General features: G+C 66.9%; 15 protein-coding genes. 9 read left to right on the forward strand and 6 right to left on the reverse strand.

The window, feature by feature from the left end; all coding sequences use genetic code 11:
- Position 1 precedes the first annotated feature (1 nt).
- Complete coding sequence (locus NMQ11_RS01970; protein ID WP_255169711.1) at positions 2–934, forward strand: thiamine pyrophosphate-dependent enzyme; 933 nt, start codon at positions 2–4, stop codon at positions 932–934.
- Between the two features lie 133 nt (positions 935–1,067).
- Here NMQ11_RS01970 and NMQ11_RS01975 read toward each other — a convergent pair whose 3' ends face one another.
- Positions 1,068–1,922, reverse strand: coding sequence for an alpha/beta fold hydrolase (locus tag NMQ11_RS01975; protein WP_255169712.1), 855 nt, complete (start codon positions 1,920–1,922; stop codon positions 1,068–1,070).
- A 301-nt stretch (positions 1,923–2,223) separates the two neighbouring features.
- Positions 2,224–2,574, reverse strand: coding sequence for a hypothetical protein (locus tag NMQ11_RS01980; protein WP_255169713.1), 351 nt, complete (start codon positions 2,572–2,574; stop codon positions 2,224–2,226).
- Between the two features lie 137 nt (positions 2,575–2,711).
- On the opposite strand from NMQ11_RS01980, the gene lrpA1 reads away from it, so the two are divergent.
- From lrpA1 to NMQ11_RS02000, 4 genes are all read left to right on the forward strand, one after another.
- Positions 2,712–3,140 carry an HTH-type transcriptional regulator LrpA1 gene (gene lrpA1 / locus NMQ11_RS01985; RefSeq protein WP_255169714.1) on the forward strand — a complete coding sequence of 143 codons (429 nt, stop codon included), beginning with the start codon at positions 2,712–2,714 and terminating at the stop codon, positions 3,138–3,140.
- Positions 3,141–3,253: 113 nt separating this feature from the next.
- Positions 3,254–3,706, forward strand: a complete 453-nt coding sequence (locus tag NMQ11_RS01990) for a universal stress protein (protein ID WP_255169715.1) — start codon at positions 3,254–3,256, stop codon at positions 3,704–3,706.
- 108 nt (positions 3,707–3,814) lie between these two features.
- Positions 3,815–4,210, forward strand: a complete 396-nt coding sequence (locus NMQ11_RS01995) for a hypothetical protein (protein ID WP_345781459.1) — start codon at positions 3,815–3,817, stop codon at positions 4,208–4,210.
- A gap of 35 nt (positions 4,211–4,245) precedes the next feature.
- Positions 4,246–6,327: a cation:proton antiporter gene (locus NMQ11_RS02000; RefSeq protein ID WP_255170854.1), complete on the forward strand. Its 2,082-nt coding sequence runs from the start codon at positions 4,246–4,248 to the stop codon at positions 6,325–6,327.
- On the opposite strand, the gene NMQ11_RS02005 is transcribed toward NMQ11_RS02000, so the two are convergent.
- Entirely contained in the window at positions 6,320–6,844 is a 525-nt protein-coding gene (locus tag NMQ11_RS02005; RefSeq protein ID WP_255169716.1) for a hypothetical protein, read from the reverse strand. The two genes, NMQ11_RS02000 and NMQ11_RS02005, sit on opposite strands and share 8 nt — an antisense overlap.
- Positions 6,845–6,992: 148 nt before the next feature.
- On the opposite strand from NMQ11_RS02005, the gene NMQ11_RS02010 reads away from it, so the two are divergent.
- Together NMQ11_RS02010 and NMQ11_RS02015 are read left to right on the forward strand one after the other, a co-directional pair.
- Positions 6,993–7,868 (forward strand): CbiX/SirB N-terminal domain-containing protein, encoded by an 876-nt coding sequence (locus tag NMQ11_RS02010; protein ID WP_255169717.1) that lies wholly within the window; start codon positions 6,993–6,995, stop codon positions 7,866–7,868.
- A gap of 1 nt (position 7,869) precedes the next feature.
- Positions 7,870–9,024, forward strand: coding sequence for a DR2241 family protein (locus NMQ11_RS02015; RefSeq protein ID WP_255169718.1), 1,155 nt, complete (start codon positions 7,870–7,872; stop codon positions 9,022–9,024).
- Positions 9,025–9,113: 89 nt separating this feature from the next.
- On the opposite strand, the gene NMQ11_RS02020 is transcribed toward NMQ11_RS02015, so the two are convergent.
- Complete coding sequence (locus NMQ11_RS02020; protein WP_255169719.1) at positions 9,114–9,683, reverse strand: DUF7524 family protein; 570 nt, start codon at positions 9,681–9,683, stop codon at positions 9,114–9,116.
- Positions 9,684–9,690: 7 nt separating this feature from the next.
- A complete protein-coding gene (locus NMQ11_RS02025) occupies positions 9,691–9,888 on the reverse strand; it encodes a methytransferase partner Trm112 (RefSeq protein ID WP_255169720.1) in 198 nt (65 codons plus the stop codon).
- Positions 9,889–10,143: 255 nt separating this feature from the next.
- On the opposite strand from NMQ11_RS02025, the gene NMQ11_RS02030 reads away from it, so the two are divergent.
- Positions 10,144–11,748 carry a sensor histidine kinase gene (locus NMQ11_RS02030; RefSeq protein ID WP_255169721.1) on the forward strand — a complete coding sequence of 535 codons (1,605 nt, stop codon included), beginning with the start codon at positions 10,144–10,146 and terminating at the stop codon, positions 11,746–11,748.
- Between the two features lie 61 nt (positions 11,749–11,809).
- On the forward strand, positions 11,810–13,903 hold the full coding sequence (locus NMQ11_RS02035) for a hypothetical protein (protein ID WP_255169722.1): 2,094 nt from the start codon (positions 11,810–11,812) through the stop codon (positions 13,901–13,903).
- Positions 13,904–13,963: 60 nt separating this feature from the next.
- Here NMQ11_RS02035 and NMQ11_RS02040 read toward each other — a convergent pair whose 3' ends face one another.
- Positions 13,964–15,370 (reverse strand): adenylosuccinate synthase, encoded by a 1,407-nt coding sequence (locus tag NMQ11_RS02040; protein ID WP_255169723.1) that lies wholly within the window; start codon positions 15,368–15,370, stop codon positions 13,964–13,966.
- Positions 15,371–15,678 lie beyond the last annotated feature (308 nt).

The raw sequence follows: 15,678 nt of genomic DNA on the forward strand, positions 1-15,678 counted from the left end.
CATGAGTGCATTCAACGCAATCGGAGAAGAACGCGAGATCGACCGTGACGAGTTCACGCCCGGTCTCGAGCCCCAGCCGACCTGGTGTCCGGGCTGTGGTGACTTCGGCGTCTTAAAGGCGCTGAAGCAGGCCCTCCCGGAGATCGGCAAGACGCCCGACGAGGTGCTCACCGTCACCGGGATCGGCTGTTCGGGCAAGCTGAACAGCTACCTCGAGACGTACGGCTTCCACACGATCCACGGCCGCTCGCTGCCCGTGGCCCGCGCCGCCAAACTCGCCAACGACGGCCTCGAAGTCATCGCCGCGGGCGGCGACGGCGACGGCTACGGCATCGGTGGCAACCACTTCATGCACACGGCTCGGGAGAACCACGACATCACCTACATCGTGTTCAACAACGAGGTCTTCGGCCTGACGAAGGGCCAGACCTCGCCGACGAGCCCGAAGGGCCACAAGTCGAAGACGACGCCCCACGGCAACGCCAAGTCGCCGATCCGGCCGCTCTCGCTCGCGCTGACGTCGGGTGCGACCTACATCGCCCGCACCGCGGCGGTGAACCCGAACCAGGCCAAGGAGATCATCAAGGAGGCCATCGAGCACGACGGCTTCGCCCACATCGACTTCCTGACCCAGTGTCCGACCTGGAACAAAGACGCCCGCCAGTACGTCCCCTACGTCGACGTCCAGGAGTCCGACGACTACGACTTCGACGTCCACGACCGCCAGGAGGCCCAGGAGATGATGTTCGAGACGGAGAACGCCCTCCACGAGGGCACCGTCCTCACCGGCCGGTACTTCGTCGACGAGCGCCCGTCCTACCAGGAACAGAAGAAGGAACTGGGCGAGATGCCCGAGGAGCCGCTGGCGGAGCGCTACTTCGACGACGACTACGAGTGGGAGCGCAGCTACGACCTGCTCGAGCGTCACAAGTAACCGCCGCCGGATCTCGATTCGATTTTATCGGTGCAGGGGCTCGAGAGCGGCTGGTTTCGGTTTCCTCGAGCGGTCGGATTCATTCACTTGACCGGCCCCGACGGGTGCTCGAGTCGTAGGCGGGTGGGCGGATCTACGAGAGTCTCTCATCGAAGAACTCGACGATCTCGTCGGCGTAGGCCTCGGGCTCTACCCAGGCACCCATGTGTCCGGCCCCGTCGATCTCTCGTACGACGGTGTCTGCAACGTGTTCATCGATATAGCGCATGCTCTCAGTGAACCATGGCCAGGTCGCGTCCGATTGTGAGCCGTACAGGATCAAGACCGGCGCCGTAATCTGCTGGAGCGTCGATGGGTCGGTTGGGCTGAGATCGTCGGTCTGATCGAGTAGCTGGAGCAGGACCGGCACGTACGTTGCGCAGGCCTCGAGGTAGCCGGATTCCGACAGTGCGGCCATTTCGCGGTCGGTGGTCCACTCCGTCATCCAGTCCCGCGCCGCTTCGACCAGCTCGTCCGCCGCGGCCAACTCGGCCATGCGTTCGACCGCATCGTGTAAGCGCGCCTCGTCCTCTTCGCTGAGCGTCTCGAACGCGAGCGGATCGCAGGCTGCGACGGCGGCGACCGCCTCGCTGCGCGCTGCGGCACCGAGTGCGAAGAGGGCTCCTCCCGACCCTCCCGCCAGTCCCACCGGTTCGCCGATGCTCTCTACGAACGCCGTGACGTCCTCCACGCAGCGCGCAACCGACTGGGTCGGGTGATCGTCGCTCGACCCCCGGCCGCGCGTGCTCATCAGGTAGCAGGTGAATCGGTCGCTGAGGAACGGCGCCGCGGCGCCCCAGTCGAGCACGCCGTCGCCCAGACCGGCGTGAACGAGCACGAGCGGTAGCCCGTTCCCGTGTACGCGGCCGGCTATCTGGGTGCCATCGTTCGAAACGGCCCGGTGGATTCTCGTCTCCTCGCCCGTGTCCGGTGGTGATCCTGTTCCCATGGCTGAACCTCGAATTTCTAAGAGCGTGCGTCGGTGCAGTGCACAGTATCCGCCCGCCGGTACCGAGGAACGCTCTTCTGAAGTAGGCCGTGGTGCATGTTAACATTTTCCATTGGGGGAGGGGAGGATAGCGCTGCTATCGTCATCAACAGGACGAGATACACGGTACGAGTCGACCGCTCCGCCGCTGGTGTTCGTCCCTCACGATACTCCTCGCGCCGATGACCGGGCTCTGGCCGGTTCATCCTTCCGTCGACGTCTACCTGTTCGTCCGGGCCACGGCCCGGACGGTCGACCTGACTCAGGCGTCCTCGTTGCCCTCGCGTTTCTGCCGAAAGCTCGAGTGGACGGGCCACCCTCGAGCGAAGAGCTTCGAGAGGTACGCCAGCACGAACAGGGTGACGATGAGCGCGCCGAGGGCGGTCGGGTGCCAGCCGAACAGCATCTCCCGGACCGCGTACGCGATGACGATGCCACCCATCAGGAGGGCGGTTCCGCCGGCCCAGCGGGCGACGTAGCGATCGTCGACCGACTCGTCGTAGTTCGAGTGGAGATCGACCCGCCCTCGGATCGCGATGAGGTAGCCGAGATAGCAGATCGCGAGGCCACAAACCAGCCAGACCCCGCCGCTGACGAGGGAGTAGTCGACCATCGGCCGAGAGTGGGGACAGCGGGAGAATAAGTCCGACGATCACGTGTAGCGACCCCGCGGACGTATCGGCTGGCGAACCAGTACCGGTCGTTTTCGAATACAAAAGATATTTTCCCGGCGGGGAAAGAGATACCGTCATGAGCAGTCAGTCGACGGAGGATCGCATCCTCGAGGTGTTAGAGGAGGATGCTCAGGCCTCGTACGCGGAGATCGCGACGCGGGCCGACGTCTCCAAGCCGACGGTCAGGAAGTACATCAAACAGCTCGAGGACGACGGCGTCATCGTCGGCTACTCCGCCGACGTCGATCCGAAGAAGCTCTCGAGTCAGACCATCGCGCTCGTCGGGATCGACGTCGCCAGCGAGCGCTACGTCGAGGCGACGAAGGCGCTCAAGGACTTAGAGGAGGTCGAGGCGCTGTACAGCTCGAGCGGCGACCACATGCTGATGGCCGAGGTCCGCGCCGAGAACGGCGACGCCCTCGGCGAGATCATCTCGGACGAGATTCTCGAAATCCATGGCGTCACTGCCGCTCACCCCTCGTTCTTGCAGGAACGTCTGAAGTAACCGGTTGAAGCGTCCGGGAGTCACCACCCCCGCCGGCCGACGCTGTCGACCGACCGTCGCCGCCGACCTCCGCCCGACGGACGGGCTTTCTATCCCGGCCGCGTATCCAGGGTATGTATCGGTCCCTCCTCGTCGGAACCGACGGAAGCGCGACCGCCGCCGAAGCGACCGCCCACGCGATCGAACTCGCGAGCCACCTCGAGATTCCGCTGCACGTAGTCGCCGTCGTCGAAACGCGAACGGCGTACGACACCGACATCGTCGAGCCAGCGGAGGCCACGCGGCGACTGCACGAGCGCGCCGATACGGCGCTGACGGCGGCCGCCGGGACGGCGAGCGATGCCGGCGTGTCGACCGAAACCGCCGTTCGGACGGGGGTTCCCCACGAGGAGCTTCTGGCGTACGCCGACCAGCGAGGGGTGTCGATGCTCGTCGTCGGGGCGCGCGGACGATCGTCGTTCAGACGTGCGCTCCTCGGGAGCACCGCAGACGCACTCGTTCGGCTATCCTCGATTCCCGTGCTCGTCGTCGGGGGTTCGGGCGAGAACGGCGAGAGTGAGGGGTAGGGACGGCCACCATCGTCTCTCACGAACCGTTCGGAAGCCGAACTTTTACCATCGTTCTCGGTGCAGACGACTGCATGACGTTTCTCGTCCCGTTCGACGGATCGGCGCTTGCCGGCACCGCCCTCGAGCGAGCCACGACGTACGGCGAAGCGACGGGAACGGCCGTGGTCGCTCCGGACGCATCGGACGTACGCGCGCGACTGCGGCTGGCTCCTCGAGGACGAGCGGTTCGATCACGACCGAGTCCAGGAGCGAACGCGCAAGCGAGTCGCCGAGATCGCGCCGGCGGCGGCGTTTCGCTCGTCGGTCGTCGACTCGGCGGAGCCGACTGTCACGCCGCGGACAACCGCCGTTCGCGAAATCAAGCGCGTCGCCGCGGTTGTCTTCGTCGGCACCGAGAACGCGGGCTCGGTCGTCGCGCCGGACTCGAGCATCGGCGGCCCCGTGGCGAACGACCCCCAGTCCGACGTGTACGTCGTCCGGAACGCGGAGCGATCCGGATGACGGACGCACGCCAGGATGGCTGATCGATGCGCTCGATGGCCCGCCGGATCGCGGTGGCTGACGGGGGCGACACCTCTCCGGCGGTAGCCGTCGGACTGCCCGTCGAGGATCCGATCCTCATCTTCGGGCTGGCGATGATCGTCTTTCTGACGGCGCCGCTGCTCTTCCAGCGCTATCGGCTCCCCGGTATCGTCGGCGTCCTTCTCGTCGGTGCGGCTGTCGGCCCCAACGGGTTCGCCGTCCTCGAGCGCGACGCGACCATCGTCCTCCTGGGCGAAGTCGGACTGGTCTACCTGATGTTCGTCGCGGGTCTCGAGATCAACCTGAACCGGTTTCTCGAGTACCGGAATCGGAGCCTCGTTTTCGGGCTCCTCTCGTTCGTCGTTCCGCAGGCCGTCGGTACCGTCGTCGGGACGGCGGTGCTCGGACTTTCGCTTCCGGCGGCGCTGCTGTTCGCGGCGATCTTCGCCTCACACACGCTCTTAGCGTATCCGGTCGTGAACTCGTTGGGGATCAGAGACGACGAGAGCGTCACCGTCACGGTCGGCGGCACGATCGTCACCGACACGCTCGCGTTGCTCGTCCTCGCGGTGGTGATCGCCGCCGACGGCGGCGACATCGGCGGCCGGTTCTGGCTCGAGCTGTTCGGCGGACTGGCCCTGTTCTTCGCCGGCGTCTGGCTCGTCGTTCCCCGGATCGGCCGCTGGTTCTTTCGGGCCGTCGACGAGGAGAGCTACTTCGATTTCCTGTTCGTGATGGCCGTGCTGTTCGTCTGCGCCTACCTCGCGGAGGTCGCCCGCGTCGAACCCATCATCGGAGCGTTTCTCGCGGGACTCGTTCTCAACCGCCTCGTCCCCCGGAGCGGGCCGCTGATGAATCGCATCGAGTTCGTCGGCAACGCGCTGTTCATCCCCTTCTTCCTGCTCTCGGTCGGGATGCTCGTCGACGTCCGCGTCCTGACGGCGGGCCTCGAGGTGCTCGCTATCGCGACGGCGTTCGTCGTCCTCGTCGTGATCACGAAGTACGTCGCGGCGTGGCTCACCGCCGAGCTGTACGACTACTCGCACGATCAAGCCGTGACGATGTTCGGCCTCTCGCTGGGCCAGGCCGCCGCCGCGCTCGCGATCGTCCTGATCGGCTTCGAGGCGGAGCTGTTCGGCGAGGCCATGCTCAACGCCGTCATCGTCCTCATCCTCGTGGCGAGTGTCCTCAGCCCCAGCGTCGTAGACCGCGCGGGGCGGGCGCTCGCGCGGACCCGCGACCGCCAGGCGTACGATCCGAGCGACGTCCCTCAGCGCGTCCTGATCCCGTTCTCCCGGCACTCGGAGTACCGCGAACGGCTGCTCGACCTCGGATTGCTCGTCCGCGAGGAGCGCTCGCTCGAGCCCCTGTACACCCTGACCGTCGCCCGACCCGCGGCCGACACGGAGGCCGAACTCGCGGCGATCGAAGCCGACCTCGCGGAGACGGAGGCGTACACCGCCGGCGCCGACGTCCCCGTCCGGTCACAGACGCGGATCGAGCAGAACGTCGCCTCGGGAATCGTCCGGGCGGTCCTCGAGAACCGGATCACGACGCTGATCATCGGCTGGGACGGGGCCGCGTCGCGACGCCAGCGAGTGTTCGGCGACGTGATCGACCGGGTGCTCACCCGGACCAGGCAGCTTGTGCTCGTCGCCCGCGTTCGTGAACCCCTGAACACGACGGAACGGATAGTTCTCGTCCTTCCGCCGGCGATAGCGCACAACGAGGGCTTCGCCGAGGCTGTCCACACGATCGAGGGCGTGGCCGAGCAGGTCGGCGCCTCGATTCGTATCGTCGTCGTCGACGGCGATCCCGAAGCCTACGAGCGACGGTTCGCGGACGTCGGTCTCGAGGTTCCCGCGACGTTCGAGGGTGCCCCGTCCTACGACGCCGTCGTCGAGGAACTGGACGGATCGGTGGCGAGAACGGATCTCGTCGTGGCGATGAGCGCCCGCCGGGACGCGGTCGGCTGGCAGCCGGCGCTCCAGACGTTCCCCAAGCGGATTTCGGGACTCACGGACGGGAACTTCCTCGTGGTCTATCCCGCCAGCGGGGGGCGCTCGGACGACCGGCAGTTCCTGCGGTTCAGGTGAGCGCTCCCTCGAGGCGGCCGACCCCGAGCGAGGCGAGGGTAATCATCCAGACGGGAACGGCCATCAGCGTCAGGACGAAGACGATGTGGGCGCCGGGAGACGCCTCGATTGTCACCGGCAGGAGGAGCAAGACCGGCAGACCGAAGAGCACCGCGAGCGGCGTCAGAACGGACTGGAGGAGGTCCGGACCGAGGTCTGCGAGGGCGGGAAGCGCCCAGAGTGCGAGCAGCGCCGCTTCGACGGCGAAGACGGCGAGTGTCCGGTCGTCCGGCTCGAACACCCACCGGCGCAGGCGGTTCGGGCGGGTAGCAAGGAAGCGACGGTGCAGCGCCGAGAGGGAGACGCCGAGGACGAGGGCGACTGCCACCCCGGCGCCGAGTGCGCCCAGGATCAGTTCGGGGGAGGGCTCGAGGCGAGGCGGGAGTACGTCGCTCGTGAGGTTCCGATTGGCGTACCAGACCATCGGGAACAGGAACGCGAAGAACGGGACGACCATCCCGCGTACGACGGGGTGCACGATCTCACATCATTCTCCCAACCCATACAGTTACCGATCCGTCATATCGGATGCAGTGATCGAAGTGACCGGTTCGAACGCTTCGGTGGTCCCGATGGCCCGCGCCGTAGGCGAAGTCGATAAACCGCACCCGTTCTAACCTCCTCCCATGCAAGCGCTGGTCATCGTGGCCCACGGCTCGCACCTGAGTCCGGGATCGGCACAGCCGACGTACGACCACGCGGACACGATCCGCGAGGCGGGCGCCTTCGACGAGGTCCGCGAGGCGTTCTGGAAGGAAGAGCCCTCGTTTCGCGAGGTGCTTCGAACCCTCGAGTCCGAGGAGGTGTTCGTCGTCCCCCTGTTCATCAGCGAGGGATACTTCACCGAAACGGTGATCCCACGGGAGCTCCGCCTCGAGGGGTGGGACCCCGAGAAGTGGGACTCCGACGGCACCGACGCCTCCGAGGTGACCCTCGAAGCCGGCGACGTCGAGAAGACGGTCCACTACTGCGGGCCGGTCGGCACCCACGACGCGATGACCGATGTGATCGTCAGGCGCGCCGAGAGCGTCACCGGCGATCCGGGGGTCGGCGAGGGGTTCGGCCTGGCGGTCGTCGGCCACGGCACCGAGCGAAACGAGAACAGCGCGAAGGCCATCGAGTATCACACCGAACGCATCCGCGAGCGGGGCCGGTTCGACGAGGTCGAGGCGCTGTTCATGGACGAAGAGCCCGAAGTCGACGACGTCACCGACTTTTTCGAGAGCGACGACGTGGTCGTCGTCCCGCTGTTCGTCGCCGACGGCTTTCACACCCAGGAGGATATCCCCGAGGACATGGGGTTAACCGACGACTACCGCACCGGCTGGGACGTCCCCGGCGAGGTCGACGGCACCCGGATCTGGTACGCCGGCGCCGTCGGCACCGAGGCGCTGCTGGCCGACGTCCTCCTCGAGCGGGCGGCCGACGCGGGCGCCGACGTCGGCGACGCCATCGAGCGCGTGCGCGAGCAGACCGGCGGGACGCCGCTTGCGGGTGACTGAAATGGACGCACAGACGAACGCAGACGACCTGATCGAAGCGGCCGCCGACGGGGTCGAGTTCGACGGCCTCCGGCTCGAGGCGCGCGACGACGGCTACCTGTTCGAGACGCCGACGCTCCGCCGGACCGGCCTCTCGGGCGAGGAGCTCCGGCGCACGCTCGCCGAGTTCTCGGCGCACGTCGACAACTGGCGGTTCTGGCGCGGGGTCGGCGGCGAGGGGACCGCCCGACGGGCGTTTCTACGGTGGTGTGAGCGCGCCCCGCTCGAGGACGTCGCCGCGACCCCCCCGGAGCACCCGAGTCTCGGAGCCCCCATCGAAGACGTTCCGGACCGCTACGAGGCGCTCGAGTCGGGTATCGAACGAACGTGGGGCGAACTGCACGTCACGACGCGCCTCGACGGCGAGGCGACGGCGGGTGCGGCCGACGCCGGTACACGCACGTACCGCGTCTCTCACGTCGACGACGCGGGGGTGGCCGCGACCGGCCTCGAGTCCTCCCGCGATCCCCGGGAGGCCCGAACGATCGCCACGTACGACGAGACGGGGCGCTACCGGCCGCTGAAGACCGCGCCAACCCTCCCCGACGGCTGGGTGTTTCCCGCCCTCTCCGCAGCGGAACTCCACCGACTCGTCGGAATCTTCTACCCCGCTACGGTCGCCAACTGGCACCGCGAACTCCGCGGGAACCTGGACGTCGACCACTGGCTCGAGACCGCAGAGCGCCAGACCGGCATCTACGACGTCGTCGACGAACTCCCTCGGGAGGCCCTCGAGTGGCTCACCGAGGCCTGCTGCGTCGACTCGCAGTGTCTGAAACGGCGGGAGTGGCAGTACGAGGCGGGCGACGAGATCGCAGTCGACGGCGGCGACGGCCCGTTCCCCTGCCGGGAGCCCTGCTCGCTCGTCATCTCCGCGGCGCGCAAGTGGGCGATCCTCGAGTCCGAGAGCGAGAAGACCTGGGAGTTCGAGCTGACGACCAGCGAGAAGAACCAGCTCGAGGCGCTGCTCGACGCCGTCGCCGACGGCCGGATCGACGAGATCCGCGAGGCGGACCTGAACGACGGCGCGAACCGCTACCGGGCGCGGTACCTGCGGGCCAAACGGGTCGACGAGGACGGGAACCTCTGTGGCGTCGACTCGAGCCAAGACGACTGAGCGGACGCCGGTCTCGAGAACTGTCGCTTAGTCCGGCGGCGTGGCCGTCTGTCGATACGTGAACCGGCGGCTGTGAACAGACGCGCCCGCTACCGAGTCAAGAGCGCGGCGGCCGCGACGATGCCGACCGCGGCGATCAGAAAGCCGACGAAACCGGCGAGCCCGCCGATGACGATCGCCATCGCCGCCGCGATCGCCAGCGCGACGAGCCCCAGCGCGACGACGCCGAGTACGGCCGGATCGACGCCCGCGACGGCGTCGTTCGACGGGCTCGTTCGTTCGGGCGTCGGTTGCTGGGGCTCCGCCAGGCGCTCGTCGACCTCGACTTTCGGGCCGCCCGGCAGCACCGTCACCCGGATTCGCACCGTCGACGCCCCGTACGCCGTCGAAACCTCGAGTCGGCCCCGGACCTCCCGCGGAACGTCGCCGACGGTGATCGGGACGTACGTCTTCTCGTCGGGTTCGACGTAGTAGTTCGGCTGTTCGATTCTGGCCGCTCGCTCCAGGTCGTCGGTGAGCCGACAGTGGACGTGAGCGGGGCCGCCGTGGCTCTCGAGGACGAGTTCGAACGAGTCGCGCACCTCGAGGTCGGTGACGTCGGCCTCGATGGCGCCGGTCTCGTTGCGGTTGACCGCGACGGTGACTTCCTCCCCCGGCACGGTTCTCTCAGGCGGGCGTCTCTTCGCGCATGTCCGGGGGGAGGAGGTTCGGAATGCCGTCTTCGATCGGATAGCGCTCGCCGCACTCGCTGCAGACGAGCGTTCCCGAGACGACCTCGTCGGTCTCGTCGTACTCGGCGCCCTCGAGTTCGAGATCGTGTTTGTCGAGTGGGCAGCACAGAATCTCCAGCAGCGACTCCTTCATAATAGCAAGGGCAACGTCATCCAGCAAAAGCGTTCGGAAACGGAGCCGAAACAGTCCGCTGGGGCGCTGGTCTCTGCTCGGGGAGTGCCGTCACACCCAAGGCGGTTGCCGACAATAGGTCAGCTGAACGACTCATCACGATCGCTATCACTGTCACCTCAACCAGTATGTCCACTCCCACACTCGCCTGTATCGTCACACACGCACCTCCCGATTCGTTCGAGCCCCGTCGGCGTGATCGAGCGTGATTCGCCGATGAACGAACGGGCAGCCGACCGTGTCGGCCGACTCCGCGAAACGACGGCCGAACTGAACGCCTGCGAATCGATCCAGGCGGTCTACGATCTCGCGGTCGCCGCCGCCGAGCGTCTCATCGAGTTCGACGCCAGCATCCTCTGTACGGTCGACGACGGCGTGTTCGTCCCACGAGCGGTAAACGTCCAGCAACTCGTTCCCAGCGACCCGCTCTCTGTCGAGGACGGCATCGCCGGCCTCACCGTTCAAAACGACCGGAGCTACGTGATCGACGACCTCGAGACGGAACCCGATGCACGGGCCACGAGCGGGGGGTACCGATCGACGCTGTCGATCCCGCTGGCTGGTACCGGCCAGTCCGAACCCCGTGGTGTCTTTCAGTGCCACGCCACGGAGCCGGACGCCTTCTCGGAGGCCGACCGGGAGTTCGGCCAACTGCTCGTCGCGATGCTCTCGAGTACGCTCCGTCGACTCCGGTCGGAGGCGGCGCTGAACGAGGAGCGTGACCAGTTCATCGCCCTCTTCGAGAACGTTCCCGATCCAGCGGTGCAGTACCGGATAACCGACGGCACCCATCGTATCGACGCGGCCAACTCGGCGTTCATCCGCGTGTTCGGCTACGACGTGGATCGGATGGCCGACGACGCACTCGAGGACGTCCTGTTCTCCGAACCCAGCGATAGCGAGCGGCCCGAACTCGCCACGACCGACGACGTGAGTCGGCGAACCGACGTCGAGGTCGTTCGCGAAACGGCGACCGGCCCCCGTCCGTTCTTGCTCCGAAACGTCCCGGTCGCGACCGGCGACGGCACGACCCGCGGCTATCTCATCTACACCGATCTCACCGCACTGAAACAACGAGAGCGCGAACTCGAGCGCAAGAACGAGCGCCTCGATCAGTTCGCCGGAATCGTTGCACACGACCTGCGAAACCCGCTGAACGTCGCGAACGGCTATCTCGAACTCATTCGCACGGAGTACCCCGACGAACCCGAGACGCTGGCCGAAGTCGCAGATGCACACGAGCGGATGGAACGGCTCATCGACGACCTCCTCGTGCTGGCCCGCAATTCGGACGACGGCAGCCCTGACACCCTTCGTGTACCACTCGAGACGATCGCTCGGCAAGCGTGGCAGGGCGTCGAGACGACGGCGGCGACGCTCGACGTCAGCGTCGACGGGCGGATCGAGGCCGATCCCGACCGTCTGCGTCGGCTGTTCGAGAACCTGTTTCGGAACAGTCTCGAACACGGATCGGTGTCCGAGGGCGGACCCATCGACGACCACGGCCGCGAGAGCGAGAGTGGTAGTCGATCGCCTCTTTCGATTCGTGTGCTGGCGATTGCGGACGGGTTCGCCGTCGAAGACGACGGACCGGGGATCCCGACCGAACACCGGGACGACGTGTTCGACTCCGGCTACACCGTTTCGAACGGCTCGACCGGTCTCGGCCTCGCGATCGTCCGCCAAATCGCCGACGGACACGGCTGGCAGGTCGAACTCACGGAGGAGACGAGTGGCGGTGCGCGATTCGAGTTCACGAACGTCGAGGCGACGTGGACGACCGCGACGCCGACACGGCGGCCTCGCGGAGGGTCACAATGACGGCGAGACGGCGGTGGCGGTGTCCGGACGGCGACGAGCCGAGAGACGGAGGAGGTCTCTGATGGAGGCCGACCTCGTCGAGTACGAACTGTCCGGGACGACACTTTACGTCTCCGACGTCGGCGGAACCTCCATCAGCTTCGATCTCACCGGCTGGGATCGACTGTCAGACCCCCTGCCGTTCGACGAGCCGATCGACACGAGGGTCGTCGGCCGGCTCTCGAAGCTCCGCTACGATCTCGAGAACGTGGTAACCGTCCGCCGCCTCGACGGCGACATCCCCACACCGGATGGAACCGGCTCCCGAACGAGTCACGAGATCGTCACCGAATCCGACACGACACTCTCGCTTCCCGGCGGCTCGTACTTTCTCCAGATCGAATCCGACATCCTCGTTCGCGTTCGGTTCGATGGCGAGGCAACGATCCGGAATCAGGCCACTGGCTCGCTCTCGATCTCGTTTCCTCACCCCACCGCAGTGACGTTCGGGTTCACGACCACGATGGGCTATCCCCGCCACGAGCTAACGATCGAACCGACGACCGGGTCGTTCGCCACCGCGCTCTCACACCTCCCGGCGACGATCCGGACGACCAGCCCGGATCGGGTCCACCGTCCGTACCGCGGGCATCCCCCGCTGCTCGAGATCGGCAGCGAGACGGCGATTCCCGACGCCGTTCGGGAACAACGGACGGACACCGGCATCGAGTTCGTCGTCCCGGACCGGTGGGAGTCGCTGTTCACCGTCGCGCCACTCGCCTATTACCTCGGCGCGACGGTCCGCACGGCCGACGGGGCGGACTCGACACCGTTGCTTCGCGCACCTGCCGTCGACTTCGCCCACGAGTTTTCGAACCTGCCGGCGTTCCGGGCAGAGACGACCGCGTTCCTCGCACGGACGTTCTTTTTCGACATGCTGGCGTGTTGTTTCGGCCCCGACGATCCGACCCTCCTCGAGCACGACCGACTCGAGGCCGACGGCATCGACCTGACAGACTGTGCGGACGCGTCGATCGCCGAACGGGTCCTGACCTACCACGAGCTTCCGTCGAGCCTGGTCGACGAACTGGTTCCGGAATGGCCCTACCGAATGACGGTTCCCCCGTCCCCGGAGTACGCCCCGACGGTTCCACACCTGCTCTGTGATCTGGCCGTCATCGACGCCGCCACCGGCAGGAACGAGACGAACGGGACCGACCGCGGCGCGTCCGCTCAGACGCAGGGAGGGGCGCTCGCGACGCTCGGCCGAACGAAACCGATCCGCGGTGCGGTCGGAACGCCTGGCGTCGACAGCCAGTTTTCGGCGCTTCCGGCCGCGTACGCGAACCGGCTGACCTACCTCGAGCGCGAGCGGGAGGCGGTGTCGGCTGCCGTCGTCTTCGCCGGCCAGGCGTCCGACGCTGATCGAACGCGAATCGTCGACAGCTACCGCCGACGCGGCCGACGGCTGTCGCTCACCGTCGACCGATACGACGATCCGTCTCGAGACGAACTCGCCGACCTGCTCGAGAACGGCGTGGAGCTCCTCCACTACGTCGGCGACTCTGACGGGACAGGACTCGTGTGTGCCGACGGCGTTCTCGAGCCAGAGAGCCTCACGAGGAGTCGCACCCAGCTGGCCCAGCTCGACGCCCCGAACACCCACGATGTCGGAGCCGAACTCGTCGAACTCGGGAGCGTCGCGACCGTGAGCCGGGGGGACGCGTACCGATCGGCCGCCAGTGACGACGCGGTGACCGGGACGACCGGAACGACGATCGGTGAACTGGTACTGTACGGCCAGAGCCTCGCGACGGCACACGCTCTCGAGGCGATCTGTGCCGACTCCGGCGTGTACGAACAGGGAGACAGCCGGGTGATCGGCGACGGTACGCACCGGTTTCTGTCGAAGTGGCGACCGAGTCACATCTGCGTACTGACGCCCAAAGACCGGGGCGTTCGGAGCACGATTCTCTCGTTCCCCGTCGATCCGGTCGGTTCCCACTGGGTTCCCGTCTGGCACCCGGAGAAACGCCTGATGCCGGCGACGATCCGTTTCGACGTCGAGCCCGACGAACTCGCCGAGTACGTCTCGAGCAGCACCGTGCCGATCTTCTACGACGGAACGCTCTACTGGATGGAAGACCACGGCCGCCTCCTCTATCCGGTCACGTAGGAAGCGCGGTGGGCGGGCTCGACGAAACGGGCGCAACGACCGAAGACAGCGTTTTCGTGGCTACTCGTACGGGTTCTCGAGGACGACCGTCTCCTCGCGGCCGGGACCGACGCCGACGGCGTAGATCGGCGCCTCGAGTTCGTCTGCGACGTACTCGAGGTAGGTGCGGGCGTTCTCGGGGATCGCCTCGTACCCCTCGCTCGCGACGTCGGCCCAGTCGACCTCGGGCCAGCCGTCGAACGTCCGGAAGGTTGCCTCACACCGCCCCCACTTCTCGGTGGTTGGCGGCATGGTGAGCAGCTCCTCGCCCTCGTACTCGTAGGCGTGGCCGACCTTCACCTCGTCCAGACCCGCGAGGACGTCGACGTGGTTGATCGCGAGGCCGGTGAAGCCGCTCGCGCGCGCGGCGTGGCGCAGCATCGGCATGTCGAGCCAGCCGACCCGGCGCGGGCGGCCGGTGACGGTGCCGTACTCGCCGCCCTCGTCGCGAATGTAGGTGGCGAGGACCTCCTCATCGGCGGGCGCGTTCCCGTCATAGTCGGGCGTCTGGCCTTCGACGCCGCCGAGTTCCGTCGGGAGCGGACCCGTCCCGACCCGCGAGAGGTACGCCTTCACGATCCCGATGACCTCCCCCTGGCCCACGACGGTCGGACCGAGACCGGTGCCGACGGTCGCGCCACCCGCCGTCGGGTTCGAGGAGGTCACATAGGGGTAGATCCCGTGGTCGATGTCGATCGAGGTCCCCTGGGCGCCCTCGAGCATCACGTTCTCGCCCGCGTCGATCCGCTCCTGGAGGAAGGTGCCGCAGTCGACGGTCATCCCCTCCGCGGCGAGGCGCTCGCCGTACTCGCGGTAGGTCTCGTAGAGGTGGTCGACGTCGAACCCCTCGCCCACCTCCGCGCCGTCGGACTCGTCCGACGAGCCTCCGTTCGCGTCGCTCACGGAAACCCCGAAGACGTCCTCCGCGAGGGCCCGCTTCTGGGGGACGACGTACTCGAGGCGCTCGCGCAGGACCTCGGGCTCGAGGAGGTCGCCGATGCGGATGCCCCGGCGGCCCATCTTGTCCTCGTAGGTCGGCCCGATGCCGCGCTTCGTGGTGCCCGCCGCGAGGTCCTGCTTCTCGTCCTCCTCGATCCCGTCGAGCACGCGGTGGTACGGGAGGATGACGTGGGCGCGCTCTGCGACGCGGACGTCGGGCTCGAGGCCGCGCTCGCGGAGTTTGTCGATCTCAGAAAAGAGCGTCTCGGGGTTGACGACACAGCCGTTGCCGAGGACGCCGATCTTCCCCCGAACCGCGCCGGAGGGGACGAGCGACAGTTTGTACTTCTCGCCGTCGTGGACGACGGTGTGTCCGGCGTTGTCGCCGCCCTGGTAGCGCGCGACGACGTCGGCCGCGTCGCCGTAGAGGTCGACGACGCCGCCCTTACCTTCGTCGCCGAGTTGAGACCCGACGATTGTGACGGTCATAACAGGGCCGGGTTCATGCCGGGCCGATAAACCGATTACGGTCTGGCGGAGTCGGAAACCGACTATGTATCCACGTGTGTGCACATCTGAATCCGTACGTTCGGTCGCATGTGTCCGAACGTGGGTAGTTGCGCCGGTGACGTCGGTCGCGCGCTGTCGCTCAGTTCGTTCGACGGCCTCGAGCGGGGGTCGGGGCGATACCCCTTCTGCAATCCGAAGCGTTAACTACTGGCACGAACTACCCCCGAGTTGACAGTGGTTCCGTCACCGCCCATGAGTAACTTTTAAAGGGTGGAAAGACAAGTTAA

The sequence above is a fragment of the Natrononativus amylolyticus genome (genome assembly GCF_024362525.1).
In the GTDB taxonomy this organism is placed as follows: Archaea; Halobacteriota; Halobacteria; order Halobacteriales; family Natrialbaceae; genus Natrononativus; species Natrononativus amylolyticus.

Excerpts from the sequence above, each read along its gene's own strand:
- NMQ11_RS01970 (WP_255169711.1), top strand. The coding sequence starts at position 2 with ATGAGTGCATTCAACGCAATCGGAGAAGAACGCGAGATCGACCGTGAC.
- NMQ11_RS01975 (WP_255169712.1), bottom strand. The coding sequence starts at position 1,922 with ATGGGAACAGGATCACCACCGGACACGGGCGAGGAGACGAGAATCCAC.
- NMQ11_RS01980 (WP_255169713.1), bottom strand. The coding sequence starts at position 2,574 with ATGGTCGACTACTCCCTCGTCAGCGGCGGGGTCTGGCTGGTTTGTGGC.
- lrpA1 (WP_255169714.1), top strand. The coding sequence starts at position 2,712 with ATGAGCAGTCAGTCGACGGAGGATCGCATCCTCGAGGTGTTAGAGGAG.
- NMQ11_RS01990 (WP_255169715.1), top strand. The coding sequence starts at position 3,254 with ATGTATCGGTCCCTCCTCGTCGGAACCGACGGAAGCGCGACCGCCGCC.
- NMQ11_RS02000 (WP_255170854.1), top strand. The coding sequence starts at position 4,246 with ATGGCCCGCCGGATCGCGGTGGCTGACGGGGGCGACACCTCTCCGGCG.
- NMQ11_RS02010 (WP_255169717.1), top strand. The coding sequence starts at position 6,993 with ATGCAAGCGCTGGTCATCGTGGCCCACGGCTCGCACCTGAGTCCGGGA.
- NMQ11_RS02015 (WP_255169718.1), top strand. The coding sequence starts at position 7,870 with ATGGACGCACAGACGAACGCAGACGACCTGATCGAAGCGGCCGCCGAC.
- NMQ11_RS02025 (WP_255169720.1), bottom strand. The coding sequence starts at position 9,888 with ATGAAGGAGTCGCTGCTGGAGATTCTGTGCTGCCCACTCGACAAACAC.
- NMQ11_RS02030 (WP_255169721.1), top strand. The coding sequence starts at position 10,144 with ATGAACGAACGGGCAGCCGACCGTGTCGGCCGACTCCGCGAAACGACG.
- NMQ11_RS02035 (WP_255169722.1), top strand. The coding sequence starts at position 11,810 with ATGGAGGCCGACCTCGTCGAGTACGAACTGTCCGGGACGACACTTTAC.
- NMQ11_RS02040 (WP_255169723.1), bottom strand. The coding sequence starts at position 15,370 with ATGACCGTCACAATCGTCGGGTCTCAACTCGGCGACGAAGGTAAGGGC.